Source organism: Aminivibrio sp., assembly GCF_016756745.1.
Classification (GTDB): domain Bacteria; phylum Synergistota; class Synergistia; order Synergistales; family Aminobacteriaceae; genus Aminivibrio.
On sequence record NZ_JAESIH010000025.1, the window covers coordinates 204,634 to 220,484 of the forward strand.

General features: G+C 54.5%; 15 protein-coding genes. 13 read left to right on the top strand and 2 right to left on the bottom strand.

Going from position 1 to position 15,851, the window contains the following annotated elements:
- The first annotated feature begins 14 nt into the window (after nt 1-14).
- From JMJ95_RS02835 to glpX, 10 genes are read left to right on the top strand one after another with little or no spacing between them, the layout of a single operon-like run.
- Nucleotides 15-1,805, top strand: coding sequence for a SpoIVB peptidase S55 domain-containing protein (locus JMJ95_RS02835; RefSeq protein WP_290682357.1), 1,791 nt, complete (start codon nt 15-17; stop codon nt 1,803-1,805).
- The gene (tmk, locus tag JMJ95_RS02840) at nt 1,798-2,442 is read left to right on the top strand and encodes a dTMP kinase (RefSeq protein ID WP_290682360.1); all 645 of its coding nucleotides are present in this window, start codon (nt 1,798-1,800) and stop codon (nt 2,440-2,442) included. Before JMJ95_RS02835 ends, tmk begins: the two co-directional genes overlap by 8 nt.
- Nucleotides 2,417-2,854: a DUF327 family protein gene (locus JMJ95_RS02845; protein WP_290682363.1), complete on the top strand. Its 438-nt coding sequence runs from the start codon at nt 2,417-2,419 to the stop codon at nt 2,852-2,854. The genes tmk and JMJ95_RS02845 overlap by 26 nt, the downstream gene beginning before the upstream one ends.
- The gene (locus JMJ95_RS02850; protein WP_290682366.1) at nt 2,830-3,600 is read left to right on the top strand and encodes a hypothetical protein; all 771 of its coding nucleotides are present in this window, start codon (nt 2,830-2,832) and stop codon (nt 3,598-3,600) included. Before JMJ95_RS02845 ends, JMJ95_RS02850 begins: the two co-directional genes overlap by 25 nt.
- Entirely contained in the window at nt 3,572-4,894 is a 1,323-nt protein-coding gene (ricT, locus tag JMJ95_RS02855; protein WP_290682369.1) for a regulatory iron-sulfur-containing complex subunit RicT, read from the top strand. The genes JMJ95_RS02850 and ricT overlap by 29 nt, the downstream gene beginning before the upstream one ends.
- 6 nt (nt 4,895-4,900) lie before the next feature.
- Complete coding sequence (ftsY, locus tag JMJ95_RS02860) at nt 4,901-5,833, top strand: signal recognition particle-docking protein FtsY (RefSeq protein WP_290682372.1); 933 nt, start codon at nt 4,901-4,903, stop codon at nt 5,831-5,833.
- A 46-nt stretch (nt 5,834-5,879) separates the two neighbouring features.
- Nucleotides 5,880-6,599 carry a hypothetical protein gene (locus JMJ95_RS02865; protein WP_290682375.1) on the top strand — a complete coding sequence of 240 codons (720 nt, stop codon included), beginning with the start codon at nt 5,880-5,882 and terminating at the stop codon, nt 6,597-6,599.
- The gene (locus tag JMJ95_RS02870; RefSeq protein ID WP_290682377.1) at nt 6,583-7,122 is read left to right on the top strand and encodes a DUF4416 family protein; all 540 of its coding nucleotides are present in this window, start codon (nt 6,583-6,585) and stop codon (nt 7,120-7,122) included. Before JMJ95_RS02865 ends, JMJ95_RS02870 begins: the two co-directional genes overlap by 17 nt.
- Nucleotides 7,119-8,414 (top strand): adenylosuccinate lyase, encoded by a 1,296-nt coding sequence (gene purB, locus JMJ95_RS02875; protein WP_290682380.1) that lies wholly within the window; start codon nt 7,119-7,121, stop codon nt 8,412-8,414. The genes JMJ95_RS02870 and purB overlap by 4 nt, the downstream gene beginning before the upstream one ends.
- 35 nt (nt 8,415-8,449) lie before the next feature.
- Nucleotides 8,450-9,448, top strand: a complete 999-nt coding sequence (gene glpX, locus JMJ95_RS02880) for a class II fructose-bisphosphatase (RefSeq protein ID WP_290682383.1) — start codon at nt 8,450-8,452, stop codon at nt 9,446-9,448.
- Nucleotides 9,449-9,502: 54 nt separating this feature from the next.
- Here glpX and hypF read toward each other — a convergent pair whose 3' ends face one another.
- Nucleotides 9,503-11,782, bottom strand: coding sequence for a carbamoyltransferase HypF (hypF, locus tag JMJ95_RS02885; protein ID WP_290682387.1), 2,280 nt, complete (start codon nt 11,780-11,782; stop codon nt 9,503-9,505).
- A gap of 73 nt (nt 11,783-11,855) precedes the next feature.
- On the opposite strand from hypF, the gene JMJ95_RS02890 reads away from it, so the two are divergent.
- From JMJ95_RS02890 to nth, 3 genes are read left to right on the top strand one after another with little or no spacing between them, the layout of a single operon-like run.
- Nucleotides 11,856-12,383 carry a cob(I)yrinic acid a,c-diamide adenosyltransferase gene (locus tag JMJ95_RS02890; RefSeq protein WP_290682390.1) on the top strand — a complete coding sequence of 176 codons (528 nt, stop codon included), beginning with the start codon at nt 11,856-11,858 and terminating at the stop codon, nt 12,381-12,383.
- Between the two features lie 41 nt (nt 12,384-12,424).
- Complete coding sequence (locus JMJ95_RS02895) at nt 12,425-14,836, top strand: Lon protease family protein (protein WP_290682393.1); 2,412 nt, start codon at nt 12,425-12,427, stop codon at nt 14,834-14,836.
- Nucleotides 14,823-15,518, top strand: coding sequence for an endonuclease III (gene nth, locus JMJ95_RS02900; protein ID WP_290682396.1), 696 nt, complete (start codon nt 14,823-14,825; stop codon nt 15,516-15,518). Before JMJ95_RS02895 ends, nth begins: the two co-directional genes overlap by 14 nt.
- Nucleotides 15,519-15,548: 30 nt before the next feature.
- Here nth and JMJ95_RS02905 read toward each other — a convergent pair whose 3' ends face one another.
- Nucleotides 15,549-15,845 (bottom strand): YerC/YecD family TrpR-related protein, encoded by a 297-nt coding sequence (locus tag JMJ95_RS02905; RefSeq protein ID WP_290682399.1) that lies wholly within the window; start codon nt 15,843-15,845, stop codon nt 15,549-15,551.
- Nucleotides 15,846-15,851: the final 6 nt, after the last annotated feature.

A 15,851-nucleotide genomic window follows, 5' to 3' on the forward strand; every position in this document is an offset into this window, starting at 1 on the left:
AAGGCTCCTCTTTCATGCCTTTCGGGCCAACGCTGGGCGCGACTTCCCTCAGGCCCGGAATGAAGGGGTACGCTCTCACAGTCGTTTCCGGAAGGGAGATAGTCCCCTTCCCCGTTGAAATTGTAAGCGTCATTCCCAAAAAAGGGTCGCCGAAAAACCTCATCATGATCCGGGCATCAGGACCGATAATAGCGAAAACCGGAGGAATTGCCGCAGGGATGAGCGGAAGCCCCGTCTATGTGAACGGAAAGCTCATCGGCGCCATCGGGTACGGATGGAACTTCAGCGAGCACAATCTCGGCCTTGTGACGCCTCTCGAAGACATGGCTTCCGTGTGGGACTGGCCGGAAAAGAAAGTTACACTTCCCGGCCTTCCCTCGCAGGGAGCCGGACCCGACGAAGAGGACAACAAGGAAGAAGAGTCTGAAAACGCACATAACGGAACATCGGGGAAAGACACATCGGGGAAAGACGAAAGGGAAGAGGATGAAGTGCCCCTGCCGAAAGGAGAGGTTTCACCTCTTTTCATCGACGGCATCAGCTCCAGAAAGGCCACGGAAATCACCGCCCTCCTGGGGAAAGAACGGTATGTACCGGGAGGAGGCTTTGCCGAAGACATCCCCGTCGAAATGAATGCCGGGCTTCTGCCGGGAGAGGCTATCAGCGTCCTTCTGGCCTGGGGCGATGTAACCATCGGATCCACGGGGACGCTCACGGCGGTCGCTCCGGACGGGCGGTTTATAGGATTCGCCCACCCCTTCCTCGGAAAGGGAGCCGTGAATTTTCCCGTTGCGAGGGCATATATCCACAGTGTCGTGCCCAGTCTCGAGGCTCCCTTTAAAGTCGGAAGCCCCCTCAGAATTGTCGGAACGGTCACTCATGACAGACCCCAGGCAATCGGAGGACGAATCGGATATTTCACTCCATCGGTTTCGGCCACCCTCAATTTTCAGGACACCGACAGAAATGCGGGCGCAAAGAAACGGTTCCACTTCGTGCCGGATCCTTTCATGGGAGCGAAGCTTTCCACCGGGATATTCACAGGCCTCATCGACGACCTCTGGGGCAGAAAAGGGCAGGGCACAGCCGTTTTATCGCTGACAGTGCACGGAAGGGGCATGGGACAGGGCTGGACCCGGAAGAACATGTTCTTCTCCGACAAGGATCTGGCAGCCGATGCACTGAAGGAAGCGGCTGACCTGCTGGACATCATCTTCCTCAACCCCTTTGCGGAAGTCTACCCCTTCGGAGTGACGGTTTCGGCGGAATTTACCGAGGAACCAAGGCTTATGTTCATCGAGGGCATAGAGGTCAAGGGAGATTCGTTTTCTGCCGGAGACACCGTCGAGGTTGAAGTCAACCTGCGTCCTTACCGCAAAAAACAGGTAAAGAAAATCTTCAAAATCGTCATTCCGAAGGATGCCGGAGGATTCTGCGAAATTCTCGTCAGGGGTGGAGGCATTGAGCCTCTCCACCAGTCTGCAGTCGTCCAGGGATGGAAGACCATTGCGAATTTCCGCCAGATGTTTACCGAAATGTCGGCCCTGGAAACAAACAACGAACTGATTATTGAGTTCAATTACGAAAAGATCGCGAAACGGGGAAAAGAACGCAAGGATACCGAGGATCCGGTTTCCAAGGAAGAACAGGAACTTTTGAGCGAGATGAAAAAACGCCGCCTAGAGGACGGTACTCTCCAGATTTTTAAATCGGAATTTGTGGTTGAGGGGTTGCTCAGAAAGATCGTGAACGTGAAACCGGGCGATGGGAAAAACAGCGAACAGCCGGATAAAGAAGATGGCTAAAGGGATTTTTCTCACCCTGGAAGGCATCGACGGATGCGGCAAAACGACCCAAGCCCGTATTCTTGCCGGGAACCTGGCATCGCGCCTCGGGAATGAAGCCGTTCTCTGGACAAAAGAACCGGGCGGATGGGCGGGAGGAGAGATGATACGGGCTCTTCTCCTGCAACAGGGAATGCAGCATCCTCTAAGCGAACTCTTTCTTTTTCTCGCCGACCGGTGCGAGCATATCAAAGAGGTAATCGCTCCAGCCCTTGATGCCGGCAAAATTGTCGTCTGCGAAAGATTTACCGATTCCACCCTTGCCTACCAGTCATGGGGCAGGAAAATATCCCTCGAAAAAATCGAGGATCTGTTTCGGTGGTGTGCTTTCCCTGTCCCGGACCTGACCTTCTGGATTGATTTGCCGCCGGGGAAAGCCTGTCATAGAGTGTCACGGCGCGGCGGACTGGATCGTATGGAGGAGAAGGGAAAAATCTTTCTTGAGAATGTCCGGAACGGATTTCTATTTCTTTCCGAACGGGAGCCGGAACGAATAATCCGGCTGGACGGGGATAAGGACATAGAGGCCATCGCACAAGAGATCGCGCGAAGGGTGGAGGTGGTTTTTCCCCGTGAAGGTCAAGAAAAACGCCGATGAAAGAATTCCCGGGGGAGATTCAGGGTTCCAGGCGAAAAAGAAAGGCCCTCCCTCCCCGGTACGGGGAGCGGAACAGCGGCCGTTTTCCCAGTCCCTCGAAGACGCGGAGACAAAGGAGCTTATTGAAAAACTGGAACTTTTGGGCAGAAAAATGACCCGGTTTCCTGCGGAAAGCACTCTTCTCCAGTACAGAAACCTCGTGAAAGAGCTTCTCCGTAGGGCACTCGGCGGTTTGCGCATCCGCAGGGACATGAAATGGAGGCGGAATGACCGTAATCTTTACGTAACGGTAGAAAAAGTCGAGTCCATTCTGGGTGAGCTTGAAGACGTTTTCAGGAAGGAAGGCGAAAGGACCCGCATGCTTCAGTTGATGGAAGAGGTTAAGGGATGTCTCATCTCCCTGCTTCTTTAACCGGATCGGAACCCTGGAAGAGGCTCCAGTCTCTCGCCGGCCGTGATCTTTTCCCTCACTGCATTTGCCTGTCGGCACCGGAGAATATCCACGGAATCCTCGCCAGGGAAATAGCGGAATTGATTCTTTGTCTCAACCGGACTGGAGGAGACGACTGTACAGCCTGCAGGGCATGGTCCGGTGAAGATCATCCTGACCTTGTCAGGGGCGGAGAGCCGGGAAAGGCTCCACCCATCGACGCCTGCAGAGAGGTCATACGGACTATGGCATACCGTCCTGTGGTCTCTCATAAACGGTGCGCTGTTATCTTTTCCGCCGAACGCATGCTCCCGCCCGCAGCCAACAGCCTTTTGAAACTTGCTGAAGAACCGCCCGAACACGGCGTTGTGTTCTTTCTCGTTTCGGAGGAAGACCGTCTGCTCCCCACGTTGAAAAGCAGGGCCTGGAAAGTGTCCCTTCATGACGGGAAAAAGGCGGAGAAAAAATTTGTCCCGTCGTCACCGGAAGAGTGGAGCAGATGGACTGAAAAAAACAGCGGCATAGAGATCGACGACTTGCTTCTTCAGTTAGAACAATGGATCCGCCACCTTGTGGAATCCGGTGACCATGAGGAGGCAGGGAGGGCTGAACGCCTGAGAATCCTGCTGGAATCCCGGCGTCTTTCCCGAACCATGGCTCTTGATTTGACAGTGCTGGCTCTCAAGGAGGGTATTGTTTTTGAGCATTTATTTGGCGATTTTTGGTAAACCAAGATATCTTGGACTTCTCGACCTCCAGGAACCGGCACCTGCACGGGGCGCCCGGCTTGTAACGGAAACAATGCGGGGGATAGAACTCGCGCTTCTGGGCGGGCCTCTTTCGCCCGAGCAGGAGGAACGCTACAGAAATTCATGCAGCGACGATTCCACCGACAGCCAGGTAAAGGGCGGCGAACCTGCGCTGCAGGAAATAACCTTCGTCAGGGACGCAACCAAAGAGGACATAAACGAGGCATCCCTAGAAAGGGAAGACGAGAACTCTGTCCTCCTGAAGGCCCGGGGACTGCTCAGAAATCACAACCTTTCCATGAAACTCGTGGATGTCGAGTTTCTTCTCGACAGGAAAAAGCTGTTTTTCTATTTTACCTCGGAACAGAGAGTCGACTTCCGGGCATTCGTCAGGGACCTTGCAAAGGAATTCAAAACCAGAATTGAGCTCAGGCAGATCGGAGTACGAGACGAAGCCAAGGCTGTAAAGGGACTGGCTCCCTGCGGTCAGCGGTGCTGCTGCAGCTACTGGCTCCACCGGTTCACTCCCATCTGCATCAAAATGGTAAAGGAACAGAACCTTGCCCTGAATCCCACGAAAATTTCGGGCATCTGCGGTAGGCTGATGTGCTGCATGTCCTATGAACACCATCTCTACAGAGATCTCTGGAAGGGGCTGCCGAACCCCGGTTCGAAACTCAGAACTCCGGGCGGCAACTTTCTCATCGACGGAGTGGATCTTTCGGCTCAATCCGTCCGGATAAGAACACCTGAGGGGAAGGAAATTCTCGTTAAAACCGAAGAATTCCAGCGGTTCAGGGAAACGGTCATGGAAGGCGGTTCCTGGGAAGACGCAGCTGCGCCCGGGGAACCCAGGAGCACTCGGGATGACACATTCCGCCCGGCAAGGGAAAGAACCGCCGAACCCAGGGAGGAAACGGCGGGAGAAAAGGCTTCTCCCCGCCGGGATCGGCGGAAAACCCAGGAAAAAATTCCCCGGGAGCAGGAAAAAGAGAAGGACGCCGCTACGATGGAGGGAACTGCGAAGAAAAAACGACGGAAAAAAAGGAAACCCTCCCAGGGAGAAAAGGCTTCTCCCTCACCGGTTTCATCTCCGGAAAAGGCAGCTGCTTCCGCTGAAAAACCGAAGCAGCAGGAACAGGAGATCCGGCAGGGCGAGGGGCAGAAAAAAAAGAAACAGAACACAAGACGGAGGCGCCCCCAGAAAGGAAACATGGAAACACCGTCACAGCAGGGCCGGAATCCAAAGGCTACTTCATCACCGGAGGTGTAGAGCGCCGTGGTCTTTTTCGAAAGGTTGAAGCAGGGACTGAAAGGTGTCCGGGAGCGGTGGAGCGGAGGACTCTCCAGCCTCTTTTCCGGAAGCGTTGTGGATGATGCCTTCTGGGACAATCTTGAAGAAGTGCTCATCAGCGGTGACGTGGGAATTGACCTGACGCTCCGGCTAATAGAATCTTTGAAGAAGGAAGCGGGCGAGAAGAGGATCAACAAGCCGGAAGATCTTTTCAGGCTTTTCGAAGAAAAGATTTCTTCCCAGCTTCTTGCCGTTCCCGCCATGGGGCAACCTGTGACCGTAGATCCTCCCTCGCCGACCGTTATCCTCCTTGTGGGTGTCAACGGAAGCGGTAAGACCACAACGGCGGGAAAACTCGCCTCCCGTTGGACGAAGGAAGGCAAAAAAGTCGTATTCGCAGCGGCGGACACTTTCCGAGCCGCTGCTGTCGAACAGCTGAAAGTGTGGGGTGACCGCTCAGGCGTCCGCGTCATTGCCCAGAAACAGGGGAGTGACGCAGCGGCCGTCGCCTTTGATGCCTTCCAGGCCGCAAGGGCATCAGGTGCTGATGTACTTGTAGTGGACACGGCCGGAAGACTTCATTCCAAACACAACCTCATGGAAGAACTAGGGAAGATTTACCGTGTCCTGGAAAAAGAAAGAGGAGAATCCCGGCTGGAAGTGCTGCTGGTCCTCGATTCCGTCATGGGGCAGAACGGCCTTGCACAGGCGGAGACGTTCAACAAAATGCTTCCCCTGTCCGGCGTGGTGCTCACGAAGTACGACAACACCGCCAAAGGGGGTATTCTCCTTGCTATCGCGGATAGCCTGAAAATCCCCGTGCGCTATGTCGGGCTTGGAGAGGGGGAGGAAGATCTCCAGGCCTTCGATGTAAGGGAATTCGTCAAAGCCCTCCTTGGAGATGGCAGCCATGGGTAGGGAAACGAGGAGGACACCCCGCCGACGAAGAGGCGAAAACGGCGGCATGCTTCTTTCACAAGTTCTCCGCGACCTCTACCTCCACGGCATGGAATACTGCCTTTTTTTCTCTCCCGGAGAAGGACACCCCGTCTTTTCAAAGGATCAGATCATCTCCGTGCTTGAAAAGGGTGAAGGGGAAAGAAGCGTTAGTGAACTGACGAAACTCTGCCCTTCATTTTCGACCCTTGAAGATCTTCTCGAAAAAAACGTCCTCGGAAAACAGTCGGAGCTTCTTGTCCTGAAGGACAGCGACTTGAGGATTCTTCCGGTTTCTTCCATATTGGGAATGGCCGGGGGAGAAGTCGAAGCCGGTGTTCCCCTCTGGTGGGATGCCCCCCTTCCTTTCGTATCCTGGGCAGGAGGGCGATTCTCCGCCAACAGGAAAGCGGCGGAGGTACTCAACGGCATCCCTGTACCCAGAAGGGAGGGGCCTGAATTTCTCTGTGAGGTCTCCGGCGGGAAGTGTTTTCTGTTCAGGGAAATTCATCCCGCTGTTTATCTTGTGGACGATGTCTCAGAGGACATGGGGAATGCCAGGGAGATGACATGGTGGGCCGCAGTGGGGAAAGCTTTTGTTTCGCATCTCAGGGGAAAAGGCTGCTCAGTGGAGAAGACAACGGAAGCTCCGTCTTCCGCTGATGATGAACTGGATCAAGTCCTGGCCTGCGTGTGGGACGAAGATATCCTTGGATACCTGAGGGTGAAGGATGGAAAGAAATCCTGACGGCACCTTTTTTTATCCTGTTAAACTTGTCGTGGGTGTCCTCTACCCGGACGAAAACCTGTGGCGGTGGACGGCCGGAAAACTCTCGGGCCTCTGGGGTGCCCCTGAAGACATGAGTCCCGAGTTCCCTTTTACCGTCACGGACTATTATTCCGATATTTCCCCCGTCCTGTTCCGCCGGTTTCTTTCCTTTTCCGGCCTTCGCGACGGCGGGGAACTGCCTGAATGGAAAAGAACCGCCTGCCGCCTCGAGAACGAAAGCGGCGCTCAGAGAACAGTGAACATTGACCCTGGATACGTGAACGGAGCAAGACTGGTGCTTGCATCTACAAAGGACAACGCTCACAGGGTGTATATCGGGGGAGGCATTCACGGGGAGGTTACCCTTCGGTTCAGGTTCAAAAAATGGGAACCTTTCGACTACACCTTCCCCGATTTCGCAGAAGGTCTTTACGACGGTTTTCTTTCAGTCGTAAGAAAAAAATGGATTCGTGAAATGGAATCGAGGAGGCGCGAAAAATGATCGGGAGATACCAAACCGCAGAAATGGGAGCCATCTGGAGCGAGGAGAGCAAATTCCGCGCTTGGCTGGAAGTGGAGCTGGCCGTTTGCAGGGTCTGGATGGAAAAGGGAGTCATCCCGGGGGAAGCCTACACTGACATCTGCGAAAAAGCGTCCTTTGACATCGACAGAATCAACGAGATAGAGGAACAGGTTCACCATGACGTCATCGCCTTTGTATCGGCCGTCGCCGAAAAGATCGGGGAAAACGGCAGGTACATCCACCTCGGCCTGACAAGCAGCGACGTAATTGATACCGCGTCCTCCCTTTTGCTGAAACGTTCTTTCTCAATAGTGAAAGAAAAAACCGCGGTCCTCATGTCTGCCATTGCTGATCGGGCAGAAGAATTCAAGTATACTCCCTGCGTCGGGCGCACCCACGGAATCCACGGAGAACCCACCACCTTCGGCCTGAAGCTCCTCAACTGGCTCTACCAGCTCCAGAGGGACACGGAAAGGCTGGATCTGGCGGAAGAACAGGTCAGCTACGGGAAAATTTCCGGGGCCGTGGGAACGTACGCCCACTGCGAACCTTCCGTGGAGCGGAGAGTATGCGATCTTCTCGGGCTCAAACCATCTCTCGTTTCAACGCAGATTCTCCAAAGAGACAGGCACAGCAACGCAATGAATACCATCGCACTCCTCGGAAGCGCTCTCGACCGATTTGCAACAGAAATTCGCCACCTGCAGAGGACGGAAGTAATGGAGGCAATGGAACCCTTCGGCGCAAAGCAGAAAGGTTCGAGCGCCATGCCTCACAAGAGAAACCCGATCCTGTGCGAACGCATTTCCGGAATGAGCAGACTCCTGAGAGGATACGCCCTCACCGCCATGGAAAACATTACTTTATGGCATGAACGAGATATAAGTCATTCCTCGACGGAAAGGGTCATCTGGCCGGATGCTTTTCACCTGATCACCTATATGCTCTCAAAAATGACATATATTGTTAAAAATATGGTTGTAAATACCACAAAAATGAGAGAAAATCTGGATATAACCCGGGGGCTCGTTTTCAGCCAGCGTGTTCTCCTCGACCTGGTTGAGCGGTTTGGCCTTCCGAGGGAAGAAGCCTACGCCATTGTTCAGGAAAACGCGATGAAATGCTGGTCAGGGAGAAAAACTTTCCAAGAGTTGCTTCTCGAAGATGGACGGATCGCATCCCGCCTTTCCCCGGAGGAACTGGAAGGCCTTTTTTCAACCGATCACTATTTCCGCTGGGTTGACGAGATATTTGCACGTTTTCGCCGGTAACAGGGCAACATACAATCTATTCGGGAGGAGATACTATGTTTGCTGCTGACAGGAACCTTGCGCTTGAGCTGGTGAGGGCGACAGAAGCGGCCGCCATGGCAGCGGGACGATGGATGGGACGGGGAGACAAGAATGCCGTTGACGGAGCGGCGGTAAATGCGCTCCGGTATATTCTCAACACGGTCAGCATGTCCGGTGTCGTTGTTATCGGCGAAGGGGAAAAGGACGAAGCCCCCATGCTCTACAACGGAGAGAAGCTTGGAGCGGAAAAGGCCCCTGAAGTCGACATAGCGGTCGATCCCATCGACGGCACCCGGCTTACCGCTCTCGGTCTCGCCGGAGCCATCAGCGTTGTCGCCGTTTCCGAACGGGGGACCATGTTCAACCCCAAAAACATTTACTACATGAACAAGCTCGTCGTCGGTCCCGAAGCGGCGGACGTTATCGACATCAACCTCACTCCCGAGGAGAACGTGGCCCGAGTCGCTGAGGCAAAGGGGAAGGCCCTTGATGATGTCACAGTGGTAGTTCTGGACCGTCCGCGGCACGAAGAACTGAAGACCCGCATACGAAAAGTCGGTGCCAGAATCAAGCTCATCCCCGACGGAGACATCGGAGGTTCTCTTCTCACATGGAAGGACCGGGGCGGAGCCGATCTCCTCATGGGCATCGGAGGATCGCCGGAAGCGGTCATTACAGCCTGTGCCATCAAGTGTCTCGGGGGCAGCATGCAGTGCAAGCTCTGGCCGAGAAATGACGAGGACATAGCCGAAAGCAGGAAAAGAGGCCTCGATCTTGACCAGGTCCTTACCACTGACGACCTCGTCAGGGGAGACAACGTGTTTTTTGCCGCCACGGGAGTCACCGACGGGGACTTTTTGAAGGGCGTCCGCTACGAAGGGCGGGAGATACATACCAGTTCCATGGTCATGAGATCACGAAGCGGCACTATACGCTTCGTGGACAGTATCCACATGCCGAAGAAGCTGACGGAACTCTCCAAGGTCAGCGGTATCGAATACAGCACGGTCTGACAACAAAGGGCGAACGGGAAAGGCGGGAGTGAACATTTCTTCCCGCCTTCCCCGTTATTTTTTCTTCCACTTTTCAGCCCCTATGGCCACCTGCCCGACTGAAACGCACTCGTCGTTGGGTGGAACAAGCCTGTGGAGCAGGGGATTGAGCCCCTTCTTGCCGAGGAGCGACCTTACCGTCGCAGTCAGTCTCCTGTTCTGCCAGACCCCTCCAGAAAGAGCCACATCCCTTATACCTGTTTCTTCCGCCAAACGGCCGCAGACTTCGGCGACCCCATGGGCAAGGCCGGTATGTATCGCTCCGGCGACACGTTCCCTCCTCATGGTGCCGCGATTTTCCATAACCCATCTGACAGCGGGCCTCCAGTCAAGTATGAAGCGTCCATCCCGACTTTCGACAGTAAAAGGAGCGCTGATCCGCCCTCCTTCCGCAATCCCTTCAAGAGCCATGGCAGCCTGGCCGTCAAAGGTGATTTTTTCCGCAAGGCCCAGAAGGGCGGAAACGCCGTCGAAAAATCTTCCGCACGACGTCGTGAGCGGCGAAATTCCGAGAACCGAAAGAACCTGGCGGATCATGTCTTTTTTTCCCGGCCAGAGTTCTTCTCCCATGTGCCGTGCAGTTTCTTCTCCCAGAGCCATGGCGAGAAGAGAAAGTCCGTAGCGCCACGGCTCCATCACGGCCGCATCGCCTCCTGGAAGGCGGGAAGGAAGAAAGTGCCCTTTTCTGGAGAAACCGGAAGAATCTCCAAGAAGAAATTCTCCTCCCCAGACAGTTCCGTCGGACCCATACCCGGTGCCGTCAAAAATCACCCCTATGGCGGGGCCTTTGACACCGTTTTCGAGCAGGCATGCGGCGAGATGAGCATGATGATGCTGTACCGCCAGCCTTTCGCCTTTAAAGGAAGGAAGGTTCATCAGGGCGGCCGTGGTGGAAAGAAACTGGGGATGAAGATCATGGACGAGATATTCCGGGCTGAGGCCGTACAGCGTCATGAAATGTTTCATCGCCCGGCCGTAATAGGCGGCTGTCTCCCGCTGTTTCATGTCGCCAAGATATTGCCCGGGGAAGACAAGATTTCCTTTTGAAACGCAAAATGTTGACTTCATTTCCGCCCCCGCTCCGAGGATAACCGGAGTGTCTTCCTGGATGGCCATGGGTGCTGGAGTGTAGCCCCTGGCTCTCCGGAGAAGAAAGTATGTCCGGCCCAGGGGAGCGGCCACAGAATCATCGATGGCCATATAAATTTCCCTGTCGTGAAGTAAAAAGAAGTCTGCGATTCCCGCAAGGGCGGAAAGCGCTTTTTCGTTCGAGGAAACGATGGGTTCATCGGAAAAGTTCGCGCTTGTCATGATCAGGGCTTTCTTTCCCTCAAGGATCAGCAGGTGAAGAGGTGAATAGGGGAGGAAGAGTCCCACCGTTTTCTGGCCCGGCGCCACGAGTTCAGAAAGGGGGTATCCCTTTCTCCGGCAGCACAGGACAATGGGTTTTCGCGGGGAAAGAAGCAGTTCCCTGGCGCTTCCCGGGATATATGCCATCTTCTCCGCCTCCTCCATGGAAGAGGCCATAACCGCAAAAGGTTTGTCTTTCCTTCCTTTTCTCTGCCGCAGCAGGGCTACTGTTCCGTCGCAGAAGGGCGTGCATGCTAAGTGGAAACCTCCGATGCCTTTGACTGCGACAATGCGGCCCTCATCCAGGAGGACCGAGCATTTCCTTACCGCTTCGTCGCCCCGGCAGAGAACGGTCCCCCCACTGTCGGTCAGCCGGACCGAAGGGCCGCAGTCGAAGCAGGCGTTCGGCTGCGCATGGAATCTTCTATCGGAAGAGTCATGATATTCCCTGCTGCAGGAAGGGCACATGACAAACGGAGCCATGGCAGTCTTCGGCCGATCGTAGGGGAGGTCCCGTATAATCGTGTACCGGGGGCCGCAGTTCGTGCAGTTGATAAAGGGGTACCGGTATCTCCTGTCCGATGGATCCCGCATCTCGGACGTACAGTCTTCACAGACGGCAAGATCCGGCGGGATGAGGACAGACAACTCTTCCTCCTTTTTGCTTTCGAGAATCCTGAAAGCCGTTTCACCCGAATCCTCCCCCTGCCGGTCCTCCAGAACGACCGCCGAGGTGATCACCGAAGCCGGTGGATTTTCCGAGGAAAGAGCGTGGAGATACCTCTCCAGGACCTCAGGTTCACCGGTGAGTTCAATCTCAACCCCTCCCGAGGTATTTCTGACCGACCCGGCAACACCGAATCTTTCTGCCAGCTTGGCGCAAAAAGGACGAAATCCGACACCCTGGACGATACCGGAGACGAGAATCTTTTTATGGGAAAGCATTGACAAACCTCCAATCTGAATGCATTGTAATATACAAAGAAAAAGGTGCATAGCGGAACGGGGTGATGACGCAATGTCGCTTTTGGACTTCGGTCTCATTCATGTTTACATGGGCGATGGAAAGGGAAAAACAACCAGCGCCCTGGGACTCGTGGTCCGCATGACCGGATGCGGCGGAAAAACGGCTTTTATCCAGTTCATGAAGGGGTGGCTCTACAGCGAAGTTCGGGGACTCTCTTTTCTTCCGGGAGTACGGCTCATTCAAACGGGGCGTCCCGATTACATCTATCCCGGACGAATTGACCCCGTTGATTTCGCCGAAGCTGAAAAAGGACTGCGCGCGGCCCGGCAGGCTCTTCTCTCGGGATGCTATGATCTTGTCATTCTCGACGAAATCAACGTGGCCCTCTCGTTCGGACTGCTTCCTCTCGGGGAAGTACTTGAACTTCTGAAACGTAAACCGCTTCATGTGGAAGTGGTTCTCACAGGGAGAAATCCGCCACCCGAGCTGATAGAAATTGCAGACCTTGTGACGGACATGGCCGAGGTAAAACACCCTTACAGAAAAGGCATTCTGGCCAGAAAGGGAATTGACTGCTGAAAAAGCAACTGAATTCAAGACAAATCCGGGAGGATATCTCTATGGCAAAACAATCTGGAGGAAAACAGATTTCACTGGACCAGCTTCGAAAAAAAACCGACATTGGGTCTCTCGGTTTTGCGACAACTGAGGAACTTCAACCCCTGCAGGAATTTATCGGCCAGAAAAGGGCAGTTTCTGCCATTTCCTTCGGCCTTGAGGTGGAAAGCAAGGGCTACAACATTTTTGTTCTCGGCAATCCCGGCAGCGGCAGAACAACCTACTCTCTCGAGCGGCTCAGGACTGCGGCAGCGAAAAGAGCGGCCCCGGACGACTGGGTGTACGTTTACAACTTCGACGACCCGGGACAGCCGCTTGCGATAAACCTCCCCGCGGGGAAAGGAAAGGCTCTCGGGACAGCCTTTGATGAACTTCTCGAAGAGCTCAAAGTCTCCATCAGCAAGGCCTTCGAGAAAAGCCAGTATGAAGACGCCAAGGCGCAGCTGGTGAAAGCGTTCCAGGAAGAGGTCAACCAGCTCATGGAAGAGGTCAAGGCCTGGGCGATGGAAAAGGAATTCGCCCTGAAGAGGACTCCCCAGGGGTTCGTCAACATTCCCCTTACCGAGGAGGAAGGCGAAAACGGGGAAAAAATCAAGCGGGAAATCCAGCAGGAGGAGTTCGAGGCCCTTTCCGAAGAAGAGCAGAAGACCTGGCAGAAAAAGTCGGAAGAAGTCTCCCAGAAAACCCTGGATACCCTCCGGAAGATCCGCGATCTTGAGAAGGAGTTGAAGGAGCGCATTGTCAAGCTGGAGGCGGAAATCTGCAGAAACGCCATAACGCCATACCTCCATGACGTGAAGGAAAAATTCGGCACTACCGAGGTCCTCTGTTCTTGGATTGACGCCCTGACGGAAGACATCATAGAGAACTTCAGCATCTTCGTCGCAGCAGCCAAGGACGAAAACGCTGAAATAGACTTCACTCGCTATACGGTGAACGTTTTTGTCTGCAACGATCCAGAGAACGGTTCTCCCGTCATATGGGAGACAAACCCGACATACTACAACCTCTCCGGCAAAGTTGAATACGAAAGCCGGCAGGGATATCTGTATACCGATTTCAGGAAGATTGTGCCCGGTGCGTTCCAGAAGGCAAACGGCGGATTCCTCGTTCTGGATGCAGAGAAAGTCCTTCTCAACTTCATGTCCTGGGAGGCTCTCAAGAGGGTTCTCAGGACCGGAGAGGCTAATATAGAAAACCTGGGTGAGCAGTACGGCGCGGTGCCGGTTTCTTCTCTCAGACCCCAGCCTATCCCCATCCGGCTGAAGGTCATCATGGTGGGGACACCGTACCTGTACGCCCTGCTTCAGCACTACGATCCCGAGTTCCGGAAAATGTTCAAGATCAAGGCAGATTTCGACACGGACATGGAGAGAACCCCCGAGACGGAACGGCAGATGGCCCGGTTTATTGCCACCTGCCTGAAGCGGGAGAACGGCCTGCCCTTCGATGCTTCCGGAGTTGCGGAAGTCATCGACTGGTCGAGCAGAATCGCCGACGACCAGGAAAGGATATCCACCGAGTTCAACAAAATAACCGAAGTCATTGTGGAATCATCGGCGTGGACAAAAGCGGACGGAGCCTCCATCGTCACAGGCCGGCACGTACGAAAGGCCATAGAGGAGAAGAAGTTTCGTTCAAACCTGATCCAGGAGCGGATCGCCAGGGCTTACGAGGACGGCGTCATAAGGATTGACACATCCGGGGAAGTCGTCGGACAGATCAACGGCCTCTCAGTGGTGGATCTCATGGACTACCGCTTCGGCCATCCCTCCAGGATCACCGCTAATGTCTATATGGGGCAGGAAGGCGTCGTCAACATCGAACGGGAAGTGAAGCTTACGGGACCGATACACAACAAGGGACTGCTCATCCTGACGAGCTACCTCGGAAGGAAATATGCCCAGGACATGCCCCTTTCCCTCTCGGCCCGCATCACTTTCGAACAGATGTACGGAGGCATCGAGGGAGACAGCGCCTCTTCAACGGAGTTGTACTGCCTTCTTTCCGCCCTTTCCGGTGTTCCTCTGAAACAGGGATTCGCCGTGACCGGATCGGTGGACCAGTTCGGCAATATTCAGCCTATCGGCGGAGTCAACGAGAAAATCGAAGGGTTTTTCCAGTACTGCGAGCATCGCGGCCTCACCGGAGAGCAGGGTGTTATCATTCCGGCCCAGAACGTCCGCCATCTCATGCTTGAGGAAAAAGTCATTGATGCGGTAAAGGCGGGAAAGTTCGGCGTGTTCTCCGTTACGACCATCGACGAGGGGATCGGGCTTCTTACCGGGGTCTTACCGTCCACCATCCACAGAAAAGTGAAAAACAGGCTGAAGAAATGGATGAAAGAAGGGGCGAAACTCAAGAAAAAATACAAGCTCGAGGCGGAAGAAGACGACAACGATGCCGAAGAGTAGCTTTTCCCGTCCCGCCGGAATCGACGAGGTGTTCGACGGCCTGGAAGAGATGTGGGGAAATGAATCGGCTCCTCCGGAACCGGCTCATGATGAACCCCTCGACGGGCTCGTGCTCACTCTTTTGTCCCAGAACACCAACGACCGGAACAGGGACCGGGCTTTCGACGCCCTCAAGACACGCTTTCCCGATTGGGAAACTGCGGCCGGGGCTTCCTCCGGAAGCATAGCGGACTGTATCAGGCCCGCCGGACTGGCAAACACAAAATCGGAAAGGATGCTTCGCATCCTCGATGCAATAAGGAAGACCTTTGGGAAGTATTCTCTGAAGGAACTCAAACACTGGGAGGATACGAAAATCAAGGAATACCTCGCTTCGCTGCCGGGGATCGGTGCAAAAACCATTGCCTGCGTTATGCTGTTCGACCTCGGAAAATCGGCTTTCCCGGTGGACACACACATCGCTCGGTTCTGCAGACGGATGGAGTGGGTCTCGGAAAAGACTGCTCCGGAAGAAATACAGGTTCTTCTTGAGGAATGGGTTCCCAGGGACCGATTTTACGGGGGTCACATAAATATAATTAAGCACGGCAGAGGTATCTGCTGGGCAAGAAAACCAGCCTGCGGGAAATGCCGTATCGCCGGACTCTGTCCCTACAGCGGCAAACACGGGGTCCTCGCCTGAGGGCCCCGTGTTTCAAGCACAGGTCATTTTTCAGGATTCTTCTTTCCGCAGCCGCTCCAGCACAATCTTGTAGCCGTCCGCTCCATATTCGAGGAATTTTTTTACCCTGCTGATTGTCGCAGTGCTAGCTCCTGTTTGTTGGGCGATCTGGGGGTAGGTATACCCTTCGCTCAGGAGCCGCGACACTTCAAGACGCTGGGCCAGGGCTCTGATTTCCCCTATGGTTGCCACGTCTTCGAGGAAACTGTAGATTTCCTCCGGAGTTTCGAGGGAGAGAAACGCTTGGCAAAGCTGATCCGTCAATTTATCCTTCCATTTTTCAACCATCAATGG